This window comes from Pseudomonas sp. WS 5532, from assembly GCF_012985445.1.
GTDB classification, from domain to species: Bacteria; Pseudomonadota; Gammaproteobacteria; order Pseudomonadales; family Pseudomonadaceae; genus Aquipseudomonas; species Aquipseudomonas edaphica.
The window spans coordinates 293,293-316,827 of the sequence record NZ_JAAQWK010000005.1; the positions used below are offsets into that span (position 1 = coordinate 293,293).

A 23,535-nucleotide genomic window follows, 5' to 3' on the forward strand; every position below is an offset into this window, starting at 1 on the left:
TCCGGGACCGCCCAGTTAATCACGACCCGTTTTATTTTCGAGGTGGCCCGTGGCCCGTTCCAAAACCAGCCTTAAGTGGCTACAAGAACATTTCAACGATCCTTACGTCAAAAAGGCGCAAAAGGACGGCTACCGTTCCCGGGCCAGCTACAAACTGCTGGAGATCCAGGACAAGGATAAATTGATTCGTCCAGGCATGAGCGTTATCGACCTTGGCGCAGCCCCTGGTGGCTGGTCCCAAGTGACCAGTCGTCTGATTGGTGGGCAAGGACGATTGATCGCTTCAGACATCCTTGAGATGGACAGCATCCCGGATGTGACCTTTGTACACGGCGACTTCACCCAGGACACGGTGTTGGCCGAGATCCTTGAGGCTGTGGGAAATTCGCAGGTAGACCTTGTGATTTCCGACATGGCCCCCAATATGAGTGGATTACCGGCCGTTGATATGCCGCGAGCCATGTTCCTGTGCGAGTTGGCACTGGATCTGGCGGGTCGGGTTTTGCGTCCCGGTGGTGATTTCCTGGTGAAAGTCTTCCAGGGCGAAGGTTTTGACGAGTACCACAAGAACATTCGCAAATTGTTCGACAAGGTACAGACGCGCAAACCAGACTCTTCGCGAGACCGGTCACGCGAGCAATACCTGCTGTGCCGCGGCTTCCGTGGTGTCGAAGGTGCGGAGAGCGAAGAGCGTTTTTGAGGAATTCGAGGAGGGCGATAGGTTTTTTTATATCGCTTTCGTCACGAAGCTTTACGAATATTGTGTAGTCAAAGTTTCACAAAGGGTTACAGACGGCGCCTGCCAGAGTTGTAGGTAATGTAGTAAGTTAGGCCGGTGAATATCATGCGAAGCGCGCGCCAGTAGCGGAGCTTGCTTCAGAGGGTAGTTAATTGAACGATATGGCAAAGAATCTGATCCTGTGGTTGATCATCGCGGCTGTCCTGGTGACGGTGATGAACAACTTCTCCAGCCCTAACGAGCCGCAGACCCTCAACTATTCCGACTTCATCCAGCAAGTTAAGGATGGCAAGGTCGAGCGCGTAGCGGTTGATGGCTATGTGATCACCGGCAAGCGCAACGATGGCGACAGCTTCAAGACCATTCGTCCGGCAATCCAGGACAACGGTCTGATCGGCGACTTGGTGGATAACCACGTAGTGGTTGAAGGCAAGCAGCCTGAACAGCAGAGCATCTGGACTCAGCTATTGGTAGCGAGCTTCCCGATCCTGGTGATTATCGCCGTGTTCATGTTCTTCATGCGCCAGATGCAAGGTGGTGCGGGAGGCAAGGGCGGGCCGATGAGCTTCGGCAAGAGCAAGGCGCGCCTGCTCTCTGAAGATCAGGTGAAAACCACCCTGGCTGACGTCGCAGGTTGTGATGAAGCCAAGGAAGAAGTCGGTGAGCTGGTTGAGTTCCTGCGTGATCCGGGCAAGTTCCAGCGCCTGGGCGGCCGTATTCCTCGCGGCGTGCTGATGGTCGGTCCTCCGGGTACCGGTAAAACCTTGCTGGCCAAGGCGATTGCCGGTGAAGCCAAGGTGCCGTTCTTCACCATTTCCGGTTCTGACTTCGTCGAGATGTTCGTCGGTGTTGGTGCCAGCCGTGTTCGCGATATGTTCGAACAGGCCAAAAAGCACGCACCGTGCATCATCTTCATCGACGAAATCGACGCCGTGGGTCGCCATCGTGGCGCCGGCATGGGTGGCGGTCACGATGAGCGTGAGCAGACCCTCAACCAATTGCTGGTTGAGATGGACGGCTTTGAAATGAATGACGGCATCATCGTCATCGCCGCGACTAACCGTCCGGATGTGCTCGACCCAGCGTTGCTGCGTCCAGGCCGTTTCGACCGTCAGGTTGTGGTGGGGCTGCCGGATATTCGCGGTCGCGAACAGATCCTGAAAGTACACATGCGCAAAGTGCCAATGGGTGACGACGTGGCTCCGGCCGTGATTGCCCGTGGTACGCCAGGCTTCTCCGGTGCCGACCTGGCCAACCTGGTCAACGAGGCTTCGTTGTTCGCTGCCCGTACCGGCAAGCGCATTGTTGAAATGAAAGAGTTCGAACTGGCCAAGGACAAGATCATGATGGGCGCCGAGCGCAAATCCATGGTCATGTCCGAGAAAGAGAAGCAGAACACCGCTTATCACGAAGCCGGTCACGCCATTGTTGGTCGCGTTGTGCCTGAGCATGACCCGGTCTACAAAGTGTCGATCATTCCTCGTGGCCGTGCGCTGGGTGTGACCATGTTCCTGCCGGAAGAGGATCGTTACAGTCTCTCCAAGCGTGCGCTGATCAGCCAGATCTGCTCTCTGTATGGCGGCCGGATTGCTGAAGAGATGACGCTTGGCTTCGACGGTGTGACCACCGGTGCTTCTAACGACATCATGCGTGCCAGCCAGATTGCGCGGAACATGGTGACCAAGTGGGGTTTGTCGGAAAAACTCGGTCCTTTGATGTATGCCGAGGAAGAAGGCGAAGTGTTCCTGGGTCGTGGTGGCGGCGGTCAAGCTGCCAGCTTCTCGGGTGAGACAGCCAAGCTGATTGACTCCGAAGTGCGCAGCATCATTGACCAGTGCTACGGCACGGCCAAGCAGATCCTGACGGATAACCGCGACAAGCTCGATGCAATGGCTGATGCGCTGATGAAGTACGAAACCATTGATGCCGATCAGATTGACGACATCATGGCGGGTCGCGCACCGCGTGAGCCTCGTGATTGGGAAGGTGGTTCGGGTACCTCGGGCACCCCGCCTGTGGTACAGAACGAACGTCCTGAAGCCCCAATCGGCGGCCCCGCAGCTGATCACTAAGGTTTGAAATGACTTCTGCGCTGTCCTCCACCCGGTTGCCTTGCGGCAACCGGGTTCTTGATTTGGCCCATACGCATGTCATGGGCATTCTTAATGTAACCCCCGATTCTTTTTCTGACGGCGGCCGCTTCAATCAGCAGGATGCCGCGTTGCGTCATGCCGAGGCGATGGTGGCGGCTGGCGCGACCTTGATTGATGTCGGTGGTGAGTCAACTCGACCGGGCGCTCGCGTGGTTTCTCCCTTGGAGGAGCTGGAGCGGGTCGCGCCAATCGTCGAGCGGATTGCCCGTGAGCTGGATGTGATCATCTCGGTGGACACCTCGACTCCCGCAGTAATGCGCGAGACAGCGCGCCTCGGTGCGGGGCTGATCAACGATGTGCGCTCCCTTCAGCGTGATGGCGCGCTGGATGCGGCGGCGGCAACCGGACTGCCGGTGTGCCTTATGCATATGTTGGGAGAGCCCGGCAATATGCAGGACAGCCCGCATTACGATGATCTGGTTGGTGAGGTGAGTGGGTTTCTTGCGCAAAGAATGACTCAATGCGCCAAGGTGGGCATCGCAGCCGAAAAGATTATCCTGGATCCCGGGTTTGGCTTCGCCAAGACCCTGCAACACAACTTGAGCCTGTTCAAGCATATGGAAGCTTTGCACGCCCTTGGTCGACCCTTGTTGGTCGGCGTGTCGCGCAAGAGCATGATAGGGCTGGCCCTGAATCGCCCTGTGGGTGAGCGGTTGTACGGTGGCCTGGCGTTGGCGGCACTTGCCGTGACCAAGGGCGCGCGTATTTTGCGGGTGCATGATGTCGCCGAGACGGTTGATGTGGTGCGCATGCTGGCCGCGGTAGAATCAGCCGAATAGAACGATGGAGCACTTATGACTAAAAAATATTTTGGCACCGACGGTATTCGTGGTCGGGTCGGCGAATTCCCGATTACTCCTGACTTTATGCTTAAGCTGGGCTGGGCCGCAGGTATGGCGTTCCGCAGCATGGGCGCTTGCCGCATCCTGGTGGGCAAAGACACTCGCATCTCGGGTTACATGTTCGAATCTGCGCTGGAGGCGGGGCTGTCTGCCGCAGGCGCCGATGTCATGCTGCTGGGGCCCATGCCGACGCCGGCAATCGCTTACCTGACGCGTACCTTCCACGCTGAAGCCGGTATCGTGATCAGTGCCTCGCACAATCCCCATGATGACAACGGCATCAAGTTCTTCTCGGGCCAGGGCACCAAGCTGCCGGACGAGATCGAGCTGATGATCGAAGAGTTGCTGGACGCGCCGATGACCGTGGTTGAGTCCAGCAAGCTGGGCAAGGTCTCGCGTATCAATGACGCCTCAGGCCGTTACATCGAGTTCTGCAAGAGCAGTGTGCCGACCAGCACCAACTTTGCCGGCCTCAAAATTGTTGTCGACTGTGCTCACGGTGCAACCTACAAAGTGGCGCCCAGCGTATTCAAGGAGCTGGGTGCCGATGTGACGGTGCTGTCGGCCCAGCCAAATGGTTTGAATATCAACGATAACTGCGGCTCGACGCATATGGAGCAGCTGCAGGCTGCTGTCCTGGCCGAGCACGCTGACCTCGGTATTGCCTTCGATGGCGACGGTGACCGCGTATTGATGGTGGATCACACCGGTGCGGTGGTTGATGGCGATGAGCTGTTGTTCATCATTGCCCGCGACCTGCATGAGCGTGACAAGCTGCAAGGCGGTGTGGTTGGCACGCTGATGAGCAATCTCGGGCTTGAGTTGGCCTTGGCCGAGCTTGGGATTCCGTTTGTACGCGCCAATGTCGGTGACCGCTATGTCATCGCCGAGCTGCTGGAGCGTAACTGGCTGGTGGGCGGAGAGAACTCGGGGCATGTGGTTTGCTTCCAGCACACCACCACGGGCGATGCCATTATTGCTGCGCTGCAGGTATTGCTGTCCTTGCGTCGTCGCAAAGAGAGTCTGGCTCAAGCGCGCCAGGCGCTGCGCAAGTGCCCGCAGGTTCTACTGAATGTGCGCTTTGCCGGTGGCGAAAACCCTATCGAGCACCCTGCTGTCAAAGACGCCTGCGAGCGTGTGACCCTTGCAATGGCTGGGCGTGGCCGCGTGTTGTTGCGCAAGTCCGGCACAGAGCCGCTGGTGCGTGTCATGGTCGAAGGCGAGGACGAAACACAGGTTCGCGGCCACGCCGAAGACCTGGCAAAACTGGTAACTGAAATTTGCGCCTGAATTCGGCTTGCCAGTGATGGTGTGGTTGGGTAACATCTGCGCCCACTTTGACCGACGAGGTACAGCATGCGTCGCACTATGGTAGCTGGTAACTGGAAGATGCACGGTACCCGCGCCAGTGTCGCTGAGCTGATCAATGGCCTTCGTCACTTGGCCTTGCCTAGCGGTGTTGATGTTGCGGTTTTCCCGCCTTGCTTGCATATCAACCAGGTGGTTGATGGTTTGAAAGGCAAGTCGATTCAGGTCGGCGCGCAGAACTCTGCGGTGGAACCCATGCAAGGTGCGTTGACCGGTGAGATTTCACCGAGTCAGCTGGTTGATGCGGGTTGTTCCTATGTGCTTGTCGGGCACTCCGAGCGCCGTCAGATGATGGGCGAGCGTGATGGGACACTCAACCGCAAGTTCGCAGCGGCACAGGCTTGTGGCTTGATTCCAGTGTTGTGCATAGGGGAGACCCTGGAGCAGCGTGAATCGGGCAAGACTCTTGAGGTTGTCTCGCGTCAGCTGGGCAGCATCATCGAGGAGCTGGGTGTTGGTGCATTTGCAAAGGCAGTAATTGCTTACGAGCCGGTCTGGGCCATTGGCACCGGGCTGACTGCTACACCGCAACAAGCGCAGGATGTGCATGCAGCCATCCGCGCGCAGTTAGCGGCAGAGAATTCTGAAGTCGCGCAAGGTGTGCGGCTTCTATACGGCGGCAGCGTGAAGGCGGCCAATGCGGTCGAACTGTTCGGCATGCCGGATATCGATGGGGGGCTCATTGGTGGAGCTTCCCTGAATGCAGATGAGTTCGGTGCGATCTGTCGCGCCGCGGGAAACTGAAAAAATGCTGGAAACAGTCGTAGTCGTTTTTCATCTGTTGGCTGCCCTGGGCGTAGTTGCCCTGGTTTTGTTGCAACAGGGTAAAGGTGCGGATGCTGGTGCGTCTTTCGGTGCAGGTGCTTCAAATACTGTGTTCGGAAGCCAAGGTTCCTCTACCTTTCTTAGTAAGTTTACTGCTATACTTGCCGCCGGTTTCTTCATAACCAGCTTGGGGTTAGGTTACTTTGCTAAAGAGAAAGCTCATGTGCTGACTCAGGTAGGTCTCCCAAACCCAGCAGTGTTGGAAGTACCAAAAGCAAAACCGGCTTCTGATGATGTCCCGGTGCTTCAAGAGCAAAAGTCGGCTACTCCAGCGACTGACGTACCTCCAGCTCAAGAGCAGAAGTAAGAAGGGTTGTAAACGCTGTATTGCCGAGGTGGTGGAATTGGTAGACACGCAACCTTGAGGTGGTTGTGCCCATAGGGTGTAGGGGTTCGAGTCCCCTTCTCGGTACCAATTATCAGGAGAGCCCGCTGTTGCGGGCTTTCTTGTAGGTGGAAGGTTACATTGACCCTGTAAGGGATCGGTCGTATACTTCCGCCCCAGCTTTGTCGCGGGGTGGAGCAGTCTGGTAGCTCGTCGGGCTCATAACCCGAAGGTCGTCGGTTCAAATCCGGCCCCCGCAACCAGTTTTAGCGGAGCCCCTTTTAAGGGGCTTTTTGTTAGCTGGACACTTTCAACGCCGCTGTTCGACGGCGTTTCAAGGATGGGCGTTTCGCCCATTTTTTTATTTTGCACAGCATGCACATACATGCACGAGGGGGTTCAGGTGTCGAGCAAGCTAGAAGAGTTGCAGGCCTTGCTGGCCCCGGTGGTCGTGGCCCTAGGCTATGAATGCTGGGGTATTGAGTTTTCGGCTCAAGGTCGCCACTCAATGTTGCGCGTTTATATCGATAAAGAGGGCGGCGTGCTGGTGGACGATTGTGCCATTGTCAGCCGTCAGATCAGCGGTGTGCTGGATGTTGAAGATCCAATCGCCGTTGAATACACCCTCGAAGTTTCCTCGCCAGGCATGGAACGCCCACTGTTCACTATTGATCAGTTTGCAAAATTTGCCGGTGAACAAGTGAAGATCAAGCTGCGCTCACCCTTTGAAGGGCGACGCAACTTTCAGGGCCTTCTGCGCGGTGTAGAAGAACAGGATGTCGTGGTGCAGGTAGAAGACCATGAGTTCCTGTTGCCGATCGATATGATCGACAAGGCCAACATTATTCCCAGTTTTGACTGAGACGCGGATCCCGCGGATCCAATGGCTTGCGAAAGGCGAGGCGTACGATGAGCAAAGAAGTACTGCTGGTTGTTGAGTCGGTATCCAATGAAAAGGGCGTACCGGCAAACGTGATTTTTGAAGCGCTGGAGCTGGCCCTGGCCACTGCTACCAAAAAGCGTTTTGAAGACGAAGTTGATCTGCGTGTGGAAATCAATCGCCACACCGGTGCCTATGAGACTTTCCGTCGCTGGACGGTCGTCGAAGAAGCCGATCTTGATGATCCGGCCATCGAAACCTGGCCGAGCAAGGTTGCGCAAACGCATCCGGGCGCCCAGGTCGGTGATGTCGTCGAAGAAAAGATCGAGTCGATCGAATTCGGCCGTATTGCTGCACAGACTGCCAAGCAAGTCATCGTGCAGAAGGTTCGCGAAGCTGAGCGCGCTCAAGTCGTTGACGCTTATCGCGAGCGCCTGGGTGAAATCATCTCCGGCACCGTGAAAAAAGTTACTCGTGACAATGTGATCGTTGACCTGGGCAACAACGCTGAAGCGTTGCTGGCCCGCGAAGACATCATCTCTCGCGAAACCTTCCGTGTCGGCGTGCGTCTGCGTGCGCTGCTCAAGGAAATCCGCACCGAGAACCGCGGCCCTCAGTTGATCCTGTCGCGTACCGCGCCGGAAATGCTGATCGAACTGTTCCGCATCGAAGTGCCGGAAATCGCCGAAGGCCTGATCGAAGTCATGGCTGCGTCTCGCGACCCGGGTTCGCGCGCCAAGATCGCGGTCCGCTCCAAGGACAAACGCATCGACCCGCAGGGCGCTTGCATTGGTATGCGCGGTTCGCGCGTCCAGGCAGTGTCGGGCGAGTTGGGCGGTGAGCGTGTGGATATCGTGCTGTGGGACGATAACCCGGCGCAGTTCGTGATCAACGCCATGTCGCCAGCTGAAGTGGCGGCAATTATCGTTGACGAAGATGCCCATGCAATGGACATCGCCGTTGGCGCAGACAATCTGGCTCAGGCCATTGGTCGTGGTGGTCAGAACGTGCGTCTGGCCAGCCAACTGACCGGCTGGACCCTGAACGTGATGACCGAATCGGACATCCAGGCTAAGCAGCAAGCTGAAACCGGTGACATCCTGCGCAACTTCATCGACGAGCTGGAAGTCGACGAAGACCTGGCGCAGGTGCTGGTAGATGAAGGCTTCACCAGCCTGGAAGAGATTGCCTACGTACCGTTGGAAGAAATGCTCAACATCGACGGCTTTGACGAAGACACCGTCAACGAGCTTCGCGCTCGAGCCAAGGATCGCTTGTTGACTAAAGCCATCGCTACTGAGGAAAAGCTGGCAGACGCCCATCCGGCCGAAGACCTGCTCTCGCTTGAGGGTATGGACAAGGATTTGGCGATGGAACTGGCGGTGCGCGGCGTAATTACCCGCGAAGACCTGGCCGAGCAGTCTATTGACGATCTGCTCGACATCGACGGCATTGACGAAGATCGTGCCGGCAAGTTGATCATGGCCGCCCGAGCCCATTGGTTCGAGTAACTAGGCGCGGCCTGAGGAGAGAAGTGCATGACGCAAGTCACGGTGAAACAACTGGCCGATGAGGTCAAAACACCGGTAGAGCGCCTGTTGCAGCAGATGCGTGAGGCAGGTCTGCCGCACACCGCCGCCGATGAAGGTGTGAGCGATAGTGAGAAGCAGTCTTTGCTGACTCACTTGAAGAGCAGCCACAAGGCGAAAGTGGAAGAACCGCGCAAGATTACATTGCAGCGCAAAACCACCAGCACCCTGCGTGTTGCTGGTAGCAAAAGCATCAGCGTTGAAGTGCGCAAGAAGAAAGTCTTCGTACAGCGCAGCCCGGAAGAAATCGAAGCCGAGCGCAAGCGCGAGCTGGAAGAACGTCGCGCAGTAGAAAATGCTGCTCGTCAGAAGGCTGAAGAAGAAGCCAAGCGTCGCGCCGAAGAAGAAGCGCGTCGCCAGCCTGCTGCTGCGCAACCTGCTGCCACTGAAGCAGCCGCTGCGCCTAGCGCGCCAGTTGAAGCTGTGCGTGAGGCCGCCCCGGTTGCCGCAGCTCCCGCAGCTGACGCTCGCAAGCGCGACGAACCTCGTCGTCCGGACAAACCACGTGCCGACGATAACAATCGTCGCGGTGGTGGTGGCGATGGTGAGCGTAAAAACGCTCCGCATCGTGCTTCGGTCAAAGAGAAAGCGCCTGCTCCACGCGTTGCCCCACGTACTACCGACGAAGAAAGCGATGGCTTCCGTCGTGGTGGTCGCGGCAAGGCCAAGCTGAAAAAACGCAACGCCCACGGTTTCCAGAGCCCAACCGGCCCTGTCGTGCGTGAAGTGAAGATCGGCGAGACCATCACTGTTGGCGATCTCGCCCAGCAGATGTCGGTCAAGGCAGCTGAAATCATCAAGTTCATGTTCAAGCTGGGCACTCCAGCCACCATCAACCAGGTACTGGACCAGGAAACTGCCCAGCTGGTTGCTGAAGAGCTGGGCCACAAAGTGACCCTGGTCAGCGACACCGCCCTGGAAGATTCCCTGGCTGAGTCCCTGAAGTTTGAAGGTGAGGCTGTTTCCCGTGCACCGGTTGTGACCGTAATGGGCCACGTTGACCACGGTAAAACTTCCCTGCTCGACTACATCCGTCGTGCCAAGGTTGCTGCAGGCGAAGCCGGCGGCATTACCCAGCACATCGGCGCGTACCACGTTGAAACCGAGCGTGGCATGGTGACTTTCCTCGACACCCCTGGTCACGCTGCGTTTACCGCAATGCGTGCCCGTGGTGCCAAGGCTACCGACATCGTGATCCTGGTAGTTGCAGCGGACGACGGCGTGATGCCGCAAACCATCGAAGCCGTTCAGCACGCGAAAGCGGCTGGCGTACCGCTGGTGGTTGCAGTGAACAAAATCGACAAGCCGGGCGCTGATCTCGATCGCATCCGTAGCGAACTGTCGGTTCACGGCGTGACTTCTGAAGAGTGGGGTGGCGAGACGCCATTCGTGTCGGTATCCGCAAAAATGGGTACTGGCGTTGACGAACTGCTCGAAGCTGTTCTGTTGCAAGCCGAAGTACTCGAGTTGACCGCTACTCCATCGGCCCCTGGTCGTGGTGTTGTGGTTGAATCGCGTCTGGACAAGGGCCGTGGCCCGGTTGCGACCGTTCTGGTTCAAGACGGTACCCTGCGCCAAGGCGACATGGTGCTCGTTGGTTCGAACTACGGCCGTGTACGTGCCATGCTCGACGAGAACGGCAAGCCAATCAAGGAAGCCGGCCCGGCTATCCCGGTCGAGATCCTCGGCCTGGACGGTACCCCGGACGCTGGCGACGAGATGAGCGTAGTTGCCGACGAGAAGAAAGCCCGTGAAGTGGCTCTGTTCCGTCAAGGCAAGTTCCGCGAAGTCAAGCTGGCCCGTGCTCACGCCGGCAAGCTGGAAAACATCTTCGAGAACATGGGCCAGGAAGAGAAGAAGACGCTTAACATCGTCCTCAAATCTGACGTTCGTGGCTCCCTCGAAGCGTTGAACGGCGCCTTGAACGGCCTGGGTAACGACGAAGTGCAAGTGCGCGTTGTGGGTGGCGGTGTCGGTGGTATCACCGAATCCGACGCCAACCTGGCACTGGCTTCCAACGCTGTACTGTTCGGCTTCAACGTGCGTGCCGATGCTGGCGCTCGCAAGATCGTCGAGCAGGAAGGCCTGGACATGCGTTACTACAACGTCATCTACGACATCATCGAAGACGTCAAGAAAGCCCTTACCGGCATGCTTGGCAGCGATGTCCGGGAGAACATCCTGGGTGTTGCCGAGGTGCGTGACGTGTTCCGCTCGCCGAAATTCGGTGCGATCGCCGGTTGCATGGTTATCGAAGGTACTGTGTACCGTAACCGTCCGATCCGTGTACTGCGTGAAGACATCGTTATCTTCGAAGGCGAGCTGGAATCCCTGCGCCGCTTCAAGGATGACGCTTCCGAAGTACGTGCCGGCATGGAATGCGGTATCGGCGTCAAGAGCTACAACGACGTCAAGGCTGGCGACAAGATCGAAGTCTACGAGAAGGTCCAGGTTGCTCGCAGCCTCTAACTCGCGCACTTCCGGAGCCACGCCGCGTGTGGGCATGCAAATGCCCCGCGCAGCGTACGGACTCTAAACGCAACGCCCGGTCTGGCTTTTGTCAGGCCGGGCGTTTGCCGCTTTCAGACCCCACGGGTTTCACCGTGTGGCAGTAACAGGTAACAAGACATGGCAAAAGAATACAGCCGTACCCAACGTATCGGCGATCAGATGCAGCGTGAGCTGGCCCAACTGATCCGTCGCGAAGTCAAAGACCCGCGCGTTGGCCTGGTCACCATCACCGCCGTTGAAGTGAGCCGTGACGTGGGTCACGCCAAGATCTTCATCACCGTGATGGGGCAGGACAACAGCGAAGAAATCGCGCAAAGCATCAAGGTGCTCAACTCGGCTGCAGGCTTCCTGCGCATGCAGTTGGCCCGTGAAATGAAGCTGCGCAGTGTTCCCCAGTTGCACTTCCACTACGACGAAAGCGTCGTGCGTGGTGCGCACCTGTCGGCATTGATCGAGCGCGCTGTGGCTGAAGACAGCCAGCACCCGTCCACACCTGAAGACGCCAAGGAGTAAGCGGTGGCTCAGGTCAAACGTATCCGTCGCAACGTCAGCGGCATCATTCTGCTCGACAAGCCCATTGGCTTTACCTCCAATGCCGCGCTGCAGAAGGTTCGCTGGCTGCTCAATGCCGAGAAGGCCGGGCACACCGGCAGCCTCGACCCATTGGCCACCGGTGTACTGCCGTTGTGCTTTGGCGAGGCCACCAAGTTCTCGCAATACCTGCTCGATTCCGACAAGGGTTACGAAACCCTCATGCAACTGGGCAAGACCACCACCACGGCCGATGCCGAAGGTGATGTTCTGCAGGTTCGCGACGTGACCGTTGGTCGTGCTGATATCGAGGCCGTTTTACCCGCTTTTCGTGGGCAAATCAGTCAGATACCGCCGATGTACTCGGCGCTCAAGCGTGATGGCCAGCCTCTTTACAAGCTGGCACGTGCGGGCGAAGTAGTGGAGCGTGAACCGCGTTCTGTTACTATTGCGCGGCTTGAATTGCTCGCCAGTGAAGGCGACACCGCACGATTGTCGGTGGACTGCAGCAAAGGCACCTATATTCGTACACTGGTGGAAGATATCGGTGAGCAACTGGGCTGTGGTGCATACGTTGCAGAGCTGCGACGTACTCAAGCCGGACCTTTCACCCTGGCCCAGACGGTCACGCTGGAAGAGTTGGAAGCGGTACATGCCGAAGGCGGCAATGAAGCGGTTGATCGCTTCCTGATGCCCTCGGACAGCGGTTTGCTGGATTGGCCATTGCTGCACTTCTCGGAGCACAGCGCGTTCTACTGGCTAAACGGTCAGCCGGTACGTGCCCCGGACGCTCCGAAGTTCGGTATGGTGCGGGTACAGGATCATAACGGTCGCTTTATCGGTATCGGTGAAGTGAGCGAAGACGGGCGTATAGCGCCGCGTCGACTGATTCGGTCAGAATGACCGAACGAGTGTGGCTGTTAACAGGCACGGTCAACACTCATTTTTAGATACAGGGATTTGTCCCTGGCCTGTTGAAACTGCCCTTTGGGTGGTTTCCTGAAAAAAGGATTGCCTCATGGCTCTCGACGTTCAAGAAAAAGCACAAATCGTTGCTGACTATCAGCAAGCTGTTGGTGACACTGGTTCGCCAGAAGTGCAAGTTGCACTGCTGACCCACAACATCAACAAGCTGCAAGGTCACTTCAAGGCCAACGGTAAAGACCACCACTCCCGTCGTGGTCTGATCCGCATGGTAAACCAGCGCCGTAAGCTGCTGGACTACCTGAAAGGCAAGGATCTGGGTCGTTATCAGACTCTGATCGGTCGCCTGGGTCTGCGTCGCTAATAAGCGATTGCGCTAGAGGTTGGTTGTCTGCCGTGTGTCAGTGGGATTTCCGCTGGCCCATGGCAGGCTCCCAGCCTCAAGTTTTATCTGGATACACGTTTTACCCTGGACGAGCGTCGGGCCGATTCCCGGCATTGCCCAAGAATTTCGCAAGAAGACAAGTTCCCCCAAGAGCCACAAAGAAGGTAGGACACCGTGAACCCGGTTATCAAAAAATTCCAGTTCGGTCAGTCGACCGTTACCCTCGAGACAGGCCGTATCGCCCGTCAAGCCTCCGGCGCAGTGCTGGTTACCGTTGACGACGACGTTACCGTATTGGTGACCGTTGTTGGCGCAAAGACCGCAGACCCGAGCAAAGGCTTTTTCCCTCTGTCCGTTCACTACCAGGAAAAGACTTACGCTGCCGGTAAGATCCCTGGCGGTTTCTTCAAGCGTGAAGGCCGTCCTTCCGAGAAAGAAACCCTGACTTCCCGACTGATCGACCGTCCGATCCGTCCGCTGTTCCCAGAAGGCTTCATGAACGAAGTGCAGGTTGTCTGCACCGTCGTTTCCACCAGCAAGAAGACCGATCCGGACATCGCTGCGATGATCGGTACCTCGGCTGCCCTGGCCATCTCCGGCATTCCTTTCGATGGCCCGATTGGCGCTGCGCGCGTTGCTTTCCATGAAAGCACCGGCTACCTGCTGAACCCGACTTACGAGCAACAGAAAGCTTCGAGCCTGGACATGGTCGTTGCCGGTACCTCTGAAGCCGTATTGATGGTTGAATCGGAAGCCAAAGAGCTGACCGAAGACCAGATGCTGGGCGCTGTACTGTTTGCTCACGACGAATTCCAGTCCGTGATCAAGGCCGTTAAAGAACTGGCTGCCGAAGCTGCCAAGCCAACGTGGGCCTGGGCTCCACAGGCTGAAGCGACTGAACTGCTGGGCGCTATCCGCTCCGAGTTCGGTGCTGCCATCTCCGACGCCTACACCATCACCGTCAAGGCCGACCGTTACGCGCGCCTGGGCGAGCTGAAGGATCAGGTTGTAGCCAAGCTGTCCGGTGAAGAAGGCCAGCCTTCTTCCAGCGAAGTCAAAGCGGCCTTCGGTGAAATCGAATACCGCACCGTTCGCGAAAACATCGTTAACGGCAAGCCACGTATCGACGGTCGCGACACTCGCACCGTGCGCCCACTGAACATCGAAGTCGGCGTTCTGCCGAAGACTCACGGTTCGGCGCTGTTCACCCGTGGCGAAACCCAGGCTCTGGTCGTTGCAACACTGGGTACTGCCCGTGATGCACAGCTGCTGGACACCCTGGAAGGCGAGAAAAAAGACCCGTTCATGCTGCACTACAACTTCCCTCCGTTCTCGGTGGGCGAGTGTGGTCGCATGGGGGGCGCTGGTCGTCGCGAAATCGGTCACGGCCGCCTGGCTCGTCGTTCGATCTCCGCGATGCTGCCTGCTGCTGACGTGTTCCCGTACACCATCCGTGTTGTGTCGGAAATCACCGAGTCCAACGGTTCCAGCTCCATGGCTTCCGTTTGCGGTGCTTCCCTGGCACTGATGGACGCTGGTGTACCGATGAAGGCACCGGTTGCCGGTATCGCCATGGGCTTGGTTAAAGAAGGCGAGAAGTTCGCCATCCTGACCGACATCCTGGGCGACGAAGACCACCTGGGCGACATGGACTTCAAAGTAGCCGGTACCGCCAAAGGTGTTACCGCGCTGCAGATGGACATCAAGATCAAAGGCATCACCGAAGAAATCATGGAAATCGCCCTGGGCCAAGCCCTGGAAGCGCGCCTGAACATCCTCGGTCAGATGAACCAGATCATTGGTCAGTCGCGCACCGAACTGTCGGAAAATGCTCCGACCATGATCGCGATGAAAATCGACACCGACAAAATCCGTGATGTTATCGGTAAAGGCGGCGCGACCATCCGTGCGATCTGTGAAGAAACCAAGGCTTCGATCGATATCGAAGACGACGGCTCGATCAAGATCTTCGGCGAAACCAAGGAAGCTGCTGAAGCTGCACGTCAGCGCGTTCTGGGCATCACCGCTGAAGCCGAGATCGGCAAGATCTACGTGGGTAAGGTTGAGCGCATCGTCGACTTCGGCGCATTCGTCAACATCCTGCCGGGCAAAGACGGTCTGGTGCACATCTCCATGCTGAGTGACGCTCGCGTTGAGAAAGTGACCGACATTCTCAAAGAAGGCCAGGAAGTGGAAGTGCTGGTACTGGACGTGGACAACCGCGGCCGTATCAAGCTGTCCATCAAGGACGTAGCAGCAGCCAAGGCTTCGGGCGTTTAATCACCCGCAGGCTTTACGCTGAAAAAGAGGACTCTTCGGAGTCCTTTTTTTATGCCCACAGGAAAGTAGCGGGAAATCAGTCGCTTAGTAAACTCTAAAAGCCGCAACTTGCATGCAGGCACGATCGACTTCATGCAAGTTGCACGATTTCGAAAATTGCCTGTTTTTATAAGTTGTTGTTTATAAAGGGGTTATTCCGATTTCGCGACTTGGCACACTGCCTGCAATAACCCTGTTAACGCTGCAGCATCAAGGTTTACACGCTGCAGACTTTTAATAAAACAGGAGTTACTCGTATGAAGAAGTTCGCTCTCGCTACTGCTACCGCTCTGACTCTGGCCATGGGTGCTAACGTAGCCTTTGCTCAGACTTCCCAAGCCCCAATGACCCTGGCGGCCGGTGAAATGACCAAGGCTAAAGAGTCCACTTCGGACACTTGGATCACCACCAAAGTAAAAGCTGATCTGCTGACCGAGAAAGGCATTCCTGGTTCGGACATCAAGGTTGAAACCAACAAAGGCGTGGTTTCCCTGTCCTCCACCGTCGCTATCTCTGATTCCCAGAAAGCCACGGCTGTAGCGATCACCAAGAAAATCAAAGGTGTTACCGCTGTTTCTGCTGACGGCCTGATGGCTGGCGGCGTAGCTAAAGCCGACAACGTCGACAAAGCCAAGACCAGCACTTCGGACACCTGGATCACCACTAAAGTGAAATCCGATCTGGTTACTGAGAAAGGCATTCCTGGTACCGACATCAAAGTCGAAACCAACCACGGTGTAGTGTCGCTGTCGTCGACTGCTGCTGTGACCCAGTCTCAGAAAGACACCGCAGTTGCGATCACCAAGAAAATCAAAGGCGTTAAATCTGTATCGGCTGATGGTCTGACCGTTCAGTAACGCTAAAAGAATCGTCTGAGCTAGACGGCGGCGGCTTAGGGTGAGTTAGTTATCCACCCGATGCACCTCTAAAGTTCATGCGACCGACCACACGGATGTGGTCATTACAGGCCCCGGCACTTGTGTCGGGGCCTGTTCTATTGTGTGGGGAATAGGATTGCGCAGGGCAGCTGACGTTCAACTGTGGGAGCTGGCTTGTGTGGGAGCTGGCTTGCCTGCGATGCAAACACCTCGGTTATTCAGTTAAACCCGGGTGATGCTATCGCAGGCAAGCCAGCTCCCACACAATCTATCTCCCACACAAGCCAGCTCCCACATTTTGATAGGGCCTTAGGGGTTACTCGGCATCCAGATGCATCGGCGTTACCACTCTGCCATCCTTCTCCGCCTGCCCCAGGCTGGCGTCAATGAAGTACACCCGGTCATCTTCCAACTGGCCTTTGTCCACCAGGTAGTCCTTGATAGTGCTGGCACGGTCCTGCCCCAGTTGGCGCAGCAGTACATCACTGGCGCCCCAGAACTTGATCAAGCCATCACGCAGCTTCGCAGTGCGGTCATCGCTGCTCAGGTCTTTCCATTCGGCCGGTGGTTGTTGCTTAAGACGGGTGCGGTAGATGCCTTCGAGCAATGGCGCTTTTTCCTTCTCCGGCACCACCAGCAATGACGCCTGGGCTGGCACCTTGTCGCCGCGACGCTGGAGGATTTTGTAGTAGTTGTATTGGTATTCACGCTCCAGGCGATCTGCGGCGATGAACGGACCATCGCTGCTGGCCGCTGCCGTGCCTTCAATCTCAAGGCGCAGGGTAGGGCGCTCTTTCAGTGCCTTGGCCAAGGTATTCAGAGCACCCTCGGCCTCTTTGTTCAGTTCGCTGGAGCCTGCGGCAAACGACACGTTACCCAGGTCTTCCGAGCCGCCACCGCTGACCAGCCCGCCGATAAACTTGAACGGCGCCGTGGCTGCGCGCACCACCAGGTTGCGCAGGGTCTGCCACACAATCGGCATGACGCTGAACTGCGGGTTATTCAAGTCGCCGGTCACGGGGAGTTCGATGGAGATCTTGCCGTCAGTGTCCTTGAGCAGCGCAATGGCCAGGCGAATCGGCAAATCGACGGCATCGGCACTGTCGACCTTCTCACCCAGTTGCAATTGCTCAACCACCACCTTGTTTTCAGCCTTCAACTGACCTTTGGTGATCATGTAGTGCAAATCGAGGTTGAGACGGCCTTTGCGAATGCGGAAACCCGCGAACTTGCCGGAATATGGCGTCAACGTGGTCAGTTCGACACGCTTGAAGCTGGTGGCGATATCCAGCGCCGCCATCGGGTCAAACGGGTTGACGCTGCCCTTGATAGTGACCGGCGCGTAGCGATCCACTTTGCCCTTGATGTCGACGCTGGCCGGTTTGGCCTGGCGACTGTCGATAGTGCCAATCTGCCCGTTGAGTTGCTGGATAGCCGTGGCGAAGTTGGGCGTGAGGCTGAAGTCGGCGAAGTTGGCCGAGCCGTCATTGATCGCAATCTGCCCGATATGAATGCCCAATGGCTTGTCTTTGCTCGCCGCCGGTTTGGTTGCCGACTTGGCGCCATTGTCGGCCGGTTGCGGGATCAGCAAGTCATCGATGTTGGTGGTGCGGTCATCGTTGATCATAAAGCGCGCATACGGCTGCAGCAGGTTGACCTTGTCGATCGACAGGCTGTCACCGTGCTGGTAGTTCACACCTTCAAGTACCAGGCGCTGCCACTTGAGGAAGTCGCGGGTCTTGAGGGTGTCCAGGGTGTGCAGCTGGTCGACCTGAGCGCGGCCGGTGACCTGCAGGGCCAAAGGCTCGGTGCTTTTGAGGTTCACATCGAGGTTGCTGCCCAGCATACCGCTGCGCAGCTCCAGGCGAATAAACGGACTGATATAGGATTGCGCGACGCGCAGGTCGATGTCCTGGGTGTTCACTTTCAACTTGGCGCTGACGGGGTTGAGGTTGACCTCGCCGGTTGCGCTGATCTTGCCTTGCTTGCCCAGGCCGGAGTCGACCTTCAGGGTAAAGGGGCTGCGGTTGAGGCTGTCGAAGTTCTGCATATCGACATTCAGCGGGCCTAGCTCCAATGCAACTGCCGGTTTGGCAGCTCGGTCCGCCAGGTGTACTTGATAGTTGCGCAGTTGCACGTCCTTGAGCAGCACTTGCCAGGGTTTGCTCGGTGCGGCAGGTGGGGCGTTTGGCGTATCGGCGGTTGCAGGCGCGCTGGCAGGCTTGAGTTCCTTGGCCGGTTTGCTCGGTTGGCTGGCAAACAGTTTCTGCCAGTCCAGTTGCCCATCGGCTTCGCGGGCGGCCCAGGTTTCCAGTTTGTTGCTGCGGATCTTGCCGACCACCACTTGCTGCTTGGCCAGGTCCACCGTGGTGTCGCTGACGTCCAGGCGCTCCAGGCGCACCAGTGGCCGGCCATCCGGCGCCTTGATCGCAAAGGGCGCGATGCTGGCGGCGGTGTTGGTCAGGTTCAGTTCGGTTTCTTTGGCCAGGCTGAATTTATAGTCGGTGCTGAAGTTCAGCACGCCGTCTTCAAGCACCAGCGGCAGGGCATCCCGCACATAGGGCCACCAGGCTTTCATCTTGCCATCGGTGACTTTCAAGGTGCCTTCGGAAGTGATCGGCACCAGGCTGAAATTGCCTTTCCAATCGATCTGACCGCCCTCGGGGCCGGCCGCCACCAGGGTCATGTCGGCATTGTCTTCGGGCAACGTGCTGAGGTTTTTCAGCTCGAAGTCGAGTTTGTCGTAGAGAAATTCGATTGGCTCGCTGGGGCGCAGGTCGCGAAAGTACACATAGCCGCCGGCCAGCTTGATGCTGTCGATGCGCAGCGGGAACGGCTTGGCATTCGGGTCAGCCGGGGTCGGCTCACTCGGCGGCAGCTTGAACAGCTGCGCCAGGTTCAACTGGCCGGTTTTGTCGAACAGCACTTCGGTCTTCGGCTGGTCCAGTTGTACGTCTGCCAGGTGCAGCGCGCGCGTCCACAGGCTGTCGATCTGCAGGTTGGCGTACAGGCGCTCGAAACCGACTTGCTCCTTACCCGGCTCGCCGAGCTTCAGGCCCCACACCGTCAGTTCCAGGCTGAACGGGTTGAGCTCGATACGCTCGATACGGGCCGGCACCGTGGCGTAATTGGCCAGTTGTTGGTTGGCAATGCGAAGGGCAATGCCCGGCAGAATCAGAAAGCCCAGCAAGCTGTACAGAGCCAGGGCGGTCAACAAGGCGCCAGCGGCGCGGATCAATCCTTTGGGCATGAGTGACGCCATCTATGTAGAACGAGAGTGCCTTGGAGTATGGCACGGGTTTTCGGTTCCGAAGTACTGGACTCCTTGGGAAAAGTACTACAACTGCAGGATCAGTGTTTTTAACGGTGGCTGCTGATCCAGGGACGGGAAGTCAGCCCCAGGCGTCATGATTTGCCACTCGCGTACCGGGCGGCCGGCTTTTTCGGCGCAACGCAGCACCTGCTCACGCCAGTCATCCATGCTGACTTTTGCCAGGTTGTTGCAGCAGATCAACACGCCATTGTCGGCGGTGGTCAGCAGTGCGGGCTTGAGCAGGCTCTGATAATCGCGCAACAGGTCGACGGTGCCGAAAGCACTCTTGGCCCAGGCCGGTGGGTCGAGCAGCACCAGGTCGAACTGGCGCTGCTCAAGGCGTGGATAACTCGGCAGCTTCTGGCCACGACGCTGGGTGATCGGCAAACCGGCCAGTTGGCGAATCGCCGGGAAGTAGTCGGACTGCACGAATTCCATGGTCGGCAAGTGCGGGTTGAGCAGGCCGTTTTCGCGCCCGACCGCCAGGTTGCCTTCGGCGAAGTCCAGGTTGCACACCTCGCTTGCGCCCCCGGCTGCGGCGCTCAAGCCTACGCCACAGGTGTAGGCGAACAGGTTCAGCACGCTTTTGCCGGCGCTGTGGTCCTTGACCCAGCCACGGGTGTTGCGCAGGTCCAGGAACAGCAGCGGGTCTTGCCCGGCATGGCGGCCGCGTACACGGTAGTTGAGGCCCCATTCGTGGCCGACCTGATCTGCCAATGCCGCAGGCTCGGCGCGGTACACCGTGTCTTCACGGTCGATGCGCGAGTTGCCACGGGAGCGGTCGTTGTACACGAGCTGCAATTCCAGCCCCATGAACTGGTTGACCTGTTGATGCAGGTCCAGCAGCTCCTCGGTTTGCAGCGACTGGTGGAAGCTTTGCACCAGCAATTGCGGGCCGTAACGGTCAATGGTCAAGCCGCCGGCGCCTTCCTGGCTGCCATGGAACAGCCGGTAGCAGTCGGTGCCTTGGGCGTGCAACTCGTTGATCAGGTCTTGGCGATGGTTGAGAGCGGCGCGCAGCGCCTGATTCAAGGGAGTCATGGAGCGCGCCTTGCGGGTAAAAGAGGGCGCGAAGTTTAACAGCTATGGGCCGCCGTCTACATCAACCCCATCCGCCGCTGGGCGCGTTGCACCGAACCGTTGCGCATCGCCCAGCGCAGCAAGGGCGCGCTGCGCTTCACACCCGCGCGGATCACCAAGCGTTGCATCGAGCTTTGGTGTTGCCCGAGCATAGCGCTGGCCCAGTCCGGTAGCAGGTCGATGCCGGCCTGCATCATCAAGCTGCCAAAGGGTTTGGCCAAGGTGCTGGGCGCAGGTGCGTTGACCAGCAGGCGCAGCACTTCGCGGCTGCGATCGTCGCACAGCAGTTGTGGACGAATGCGCGCCAAATATTCGGAAATTTCCTGGCGTGAACGCGGCACGTGGCGTGCGCCCAGTCGCTCGGCAACCAAGGCAATTTCACTGTAGTAGCGGTCCTGGTCGCGCCCAGACAGATGCGGGTTGCGATAACGCAGGTGTGCCGCCAGAAAGTTGCTGACCTCCGCCACGTGTACCCACGTCAGCAGCTCCGGGTCACTGGCCGCATAGGCTCGCCCATCCGGCGCATGCCCGACCACTTGCAGGTGGATGGTGCGCACCTTCTCAATCAGCCATTCGGCGTCCTGGCGCGAGCCGAACGTGGTGCCGGAAATAAACTGCGAAGTGCGGCGCAGGCGCCCGAGCATGTCCTGGCGAAAGTTGGAATGGTCCCACACGCCGGCCAGGGCCAGCGGGTGCAAGGCTTGCAGCATCAACGCGCTGATGCCGCCGATCAGCATGCTGCTGAAGTCGCCATGCACCTGCCAGCTCACAGAGTCCGGCCCGAACAGGCCGGGGTCGCCCTTGGGGTTTTCCAGGTCCAGTTGGCCGAGTGACAAGCCGGTGAGGCTCATCAACTGGGTTTCGATACGGCTGCGGATAAATTCCATGGCGACTCTGGGTGGCTCCTATCGGTTCAGGCGTTTATCGATCAGGCCGTCCACCACGCTCGGGTCGGCCAGGGTCGAGGTGTCGCCGAGGCTGTCGAGTTCGTTGCAGGCGATTTTGCGCAAAATGCGCCGCATGATCTTGCCCGAGCGGGTTTTCGGCAAGGCGGGCGCCCATTGGATCAGTTCCGGCTTGGCAAAGCTGCCGATTTCCTTGCTGACCAGCGCCAGCAAGTGTTTTTTCAGCTCATCGCTGGGCTCGACGCCATTCATTGGGGTGACAAACGCATAGATGCCCTGGCCTTTGACGTCGTGGGGGTAACCGACCACAGCGGCTTCGGCCACTTGGTCATGCAGCACCAGCGCGCTTTCCACTTCGGCGGTGCCGATGCGGTGACCGGACACGTTGATCACGTCATCGATGCGGCCGGTGATCCAGTAGTCGCCATCCTCATCGCGGCGCGCACCGTCGCCGGTGAAGTAGTAGCCGGGGTAGGGTTTGAAATAGGTGTCGAGCATGCGCTGCGGGTCACCGTAGACGCTGCGGATTTGCCCTGGCCAACTGGCCTTGATAGCGAGCACGCCACTGCCGGCACCGCTGAGTTCCTTGCCATGTTCATCCAGCAGCACAGGTTGTACGCCAAACATCGGTTGGGTCGCGCAGCCAGGTTTGATCCGTTGCGCGCTGACCAGCGGGCTGAGCATGATGCCGCCGGTTTCGGTCTGCCACCAGGTATCGACAATCGGGCAGCGCTGCTCGCCCACGGCGTTAAAGTACCAATCCCAGGCCTCCGGGTTGATCGGCTCGCCGACGCTGCCCAGCAGGCGCAGGCTGGCGCGCGAGGTGTTCTGCAGTGGCCCGTGGCCCTCACGCATGAGCGCGCGCAATGCGGTGGGCGCGGTGTAGAAGATATTCACCTGGTGTTTATCGATGACCTGCCAGAAACGCGAGCTGTCCGGGTAGCTCGGCACGCCTTCGAACATCAGTGACGTCGCACCGTTGGCCAGCGGGCCGTACACGATATAGCTGTGGCCGGTGACCCAGCCCACGTCGGCGGTGCACCAGAACACTTCGCCGTCACGGTAGTCGAGCACGTACTTGAAGGTCATCGCCGCTTGCAGCAGGTAGCCGCCGGTGGTGTGCAGCACGCCTTTGGGTTTGCCGGTGCTGCCGGAGGTGTAGAGGATAAACAACGGGTCTTCGGCGTCCATCGGCTCGGGCGGGCAATCAGCGCTGGCGGCGTCCAGGGCGGCTTGATACTTGAGGTCGCGGCCTTCTACCCAGTCAAGTTTCGCCCCCGTGCGCTCCACCACCAGTACCGTGCTGACGTTCGGGCAACTGGCCAGGGCTTTGTCGACATTCTTTTTCAAGGCCACCGGCTTGCCGCCGCGCACGCCTTCATCGGCGGTGATCACGGTGCGACAGTCGGCATCGAGGATGCGGTCGCGCAGGGCATCCGGAGAGAAGCCGCCGAACACCACCGAGTGCACCGCGCCAATCCGGGTGCAGGCCAGCATCGCGTAGGCGGCTTCCGGGATCATCGGCATGTAGATGCACACCCGGTCGCCTTTTTTCACCCCACGGCTTTTCAGCACATTGGCCAGGCGGCTGACGTTTTGATGAAGTTGGCGGTAGGAAATTTTGGAGGACTTTGCAGGATCATCGCCTTCCCAGATAAAGGCCGGCTGGTCGGCGCGTTGTGCCAGGTGACGGTCGATGCAGTTGTAGCTGACGTTCAGTTGGCCGCCGGCAAACCACTGGGCTGCGCCGGTAGTGATGTCCGAGTGCTGCACGGTGTGCCAGGGTTTGATCCAGTCGAGGAAACCCTTGGCCTGTTCGGCCCAGAACGTATCGGGTTGCTCAATGGATTGGCGGTAGAGGCGCTGGTACTCGTCTTGACTGAGCTGCGCGGCCTGGCGGACGTCATCGGCGCGGGGGAATGTGCGGATATCGAACATGAGCGGTCCTTATTCTTGTTTTAGCGACAA

The 23,535-nt window shown here is 58.3% G+C and carries 18 protein-coding genes and 2 tRNA genes; 16 read left to right on the forward strand and 4 right to left on the reverse strand.

Going from position 1 to position 23,535, the window contains the following annotated elements:
- The first annotated feature begins 49 nt into the window (after positions 1 to 49).
- From rlmE to HBO23_RS11985, 16 genes are all read left to right on the forward strand, one after another.
- Positions 50 to 700, forward strand: a complete 651-nt coding sequence (rlmE, locus tag HBO23_RS11910; protein ID WP_017139255.1) for a 23S rRNA (uridine(2552)-2'-O)-methyltransferase RlmE — start codon at positions 50 to 52, stop codon at positions 698 to 700.
- A 200-nt stretch (positions 701 to 900) separates the two neighbouring features.
- Complete coding sequence (ftsH, locus tag HBO23_RS11915; protein WP_032865933.1) at positions 901 to 2,811, forward strand: ATP-dependent zinc metalloprotease FtsH; 1,911 nt, start codon at positions 901 to 903, stop codon at positions 2,809 to 2,811.
- Between the two features lie 8 nt (positions 2,812 to 2,819).
- Complete coding sequence (gene folP, locus HBO23_RS11920; RefSeq protein ID WP_017139253.1) at positions 2,820 to 3,671, forward strand: dihydropteroate synthase; 852 nt, start codon at positions 2,820 to 2,822, stop codon at positions 3,669 to 3,671.
- 15 nt (positions 3,672 to 3,686) lie between these two features.
- Positions 3,687 to 5,024, forward strand: a complete 1,338-nt coding sequence (gene glmM, locus HBO23_RS11925; RefSeq protein ID WP_017139252.1) for a phosphoglucosamine mutase — start codon at positions 3,687 to 3,689, stop codon at positions 5,022 to 5,024.
- 66 nt (positions 5,025 to 5,090) lie between these two features.
- A complete protein-coding gene (gene tpiA, locus HBO23_RS11930; RefSeq protein WP_003194193.1) occupies positions 5,091 to 5,846 on the forward strand; it encodes a triose-phosphate isomerase in 756 nt (251 codons plus the stop codon).
- Between the two features lie 4 nt (positions 5,847 to 5,850).
- Positions 5,851 to 6,234, forward strand: coding sequence for a preprotein translocase subunit SecG (gene secG, locus HBO23_RS11935; RefSeq protein ID WP_010206600.1), 384 nt, complete (start codon positions 5,851 to 5,853; stop codon positions 6,232 to 6,234).
- Between the two features lie 22 nt (positions 6,235 to 6,256).
- Positions 6,257 to 6,342, forward strand: a tRNA-Leu gene (locus tag HBO23_RS11940).
- Positions 6,343 to 6,438: 96 nt separating this feature from the next.
- Positions 6,439 to 6,515, forward strand: a tRNA-Met gene (locus HBO23_RS11945).
- A 140-nt stretch (positions 6,516 to 6,655) separates the two neighbouring features.
- A complete protein-coding gene (gene rimP / locus HBO23_RS11950) occupies positions 6,656 to 7,114 on the forward strand; it encodes a ribosome maturation factor RimP (RefSeq protein WP_032865935.1) in 459 nt (152 codons plus the stop codon).
- Positions 7,115 to 7,161: 47 nt separating this feature from the next.
- Positions 7,162 to 8,643: a transcription termination factor NusA gene (gene nusA, locus HBO23_RS11955; protein WP_017139250.1), complete on the forward strand. Its 1,482-nt coding sequence runs from the start codon at positions 7,162 to 7,164 to the stop codon at positions 8,641 to 8,643.
- Between the two features lie 27 nt (positions 8,644 to 8,670).
- A complete protein-coding gene (gene infB / locus HBO23_RS11960) occupies positions 8,671 to 11,190 on the forward strand; it encodes a translation initiation factor IF-2 (protein WP_017139249.1) in 2,520 nt (839 codons plus the stop codon).
- Positions 11,191 to 11,349: 159 nt separating this feature from the next.
- Entirely contained in the window at positions 11,350 to 11,745 is a 396-nt protein-coding gene (rbfA, locus tag HBO23_RS11965) for a 30S ribosome-binding factor RbfA (RefSeq protein WP_003176137.1), read from the forward strand.
- 3 nt (positions 11,746 to 11,748) lie between these two features.
- On the forward strand, positions 11,749 to 12,666 hold the full coding sequence (truB, locus tag HBO23_RS11970; protein WP_017139248.1) for a tRNA pseudouridine(55) synthase TruB: 918 nt from the start codon (positions 11,749 to 11,751) through the stop codon (positions 12,664 to 12,666).
- Positions 12,667 to 12,781: 115 nt separating this feature from the next.
- Positions 12,782 to 13,051 carry a 30S ribosomal protein S15 gene (rpsO, locus tag HBO23_RS11975; protein ID WP_003177875.1) on the forward strand — a complete coding sequence of 90 codons (270 nt, stop codon included), beginning with the start codon at positions 12,782 to 12,784 and terminating at the stop codon, positions 13,049 to 13,051.
- Between the two features lie 195 nt (positions 13,052 to 13,246).
- Positions 13,247 to 15,352 carry a polyribonucleotide nucleotidyltransferase gene (pnp, locus tag HBO23_RS11980; protein ID WP_017139247.1) on the forward strand — a complete coding sequence of 702 codons (2,106 nt, stop codon included), beginning with the start codon at positions 13,247 to 13,249 and terminating at the stop codon, positions 15,350 to 15,352.
- A 296-nt stretch (positions 15,353 to 15,648) separates the two neighbouring features.
- A complete protein-coding gene (locus tag HBO23_RS11985) occupies positions 15,649 to 16,248 on the forward strand; it encodes a BON domain-containing protein (protein ID WP_017139246.1) in 600 nt (199 codons plus the stop codon).
- 337 nt (positions 16,249 to 16,585) lie between these two features.
- Here HBO23_RS11985 and HBO23_RS11990 read toward each other — a convergent pair whose 3' ends face one another.
- The 4 genes from HBO23_RS11990 to acs form a co-directional block, all read right to left on the reverse strand.
- Complete coding sequence (locus HBO23_RS11990; protein WP_170038179.1) at positions 16,586 to 19,519, reverse strand: DUF748 domain-containing protein; 2,934 nt, start codon at positions 19,517 to 19,519, stop codon at positions 16,586 to 16,588.
- A gap of 87 nt (positions 19,520 to 19,606) precedes the next feature.
- Complete coding sequence (locus HBO23_RS11995) at positions 19,607 to 20,623, reverse strand: class I SAM-dependent methyltransferase (RefSeq protein WP_170038181.1); 1,017 nt, start codon at positions 20,621 to 20,623, stop codon at positions 19,607 to 19,609.
- 56 nt (positions 20,624 to 20,679) lie between these two features.
- Positions 20,680 to 21,549, reverse strand: a complete 870-nt coding sequence (locus HBO23_RS12000) for an oxygenase MpaB family protein (RefSeq protein ID WP_170038184.1) — start codon at positions 21,547 to 21,549, stop codon at positions 20,680 to 20,682.
- Positions 21,550 to 21,567: 18 nt separating this feature from the next.
- Positions 21,568 to 23,505: an acetate--CoA ligase gene (gene acs / locus HBO23_RS12005; RefSeq protein ID WP_017139242.1), complete on the reverse strand. Its 1,938-nt coding sequence runs from the start codon at positions 23,503 to 23,505 to the stop codon at positions 21,568 to 21,570.
- Positions 23,506 to 23,535: the final 30 nt, after the last annotated feature.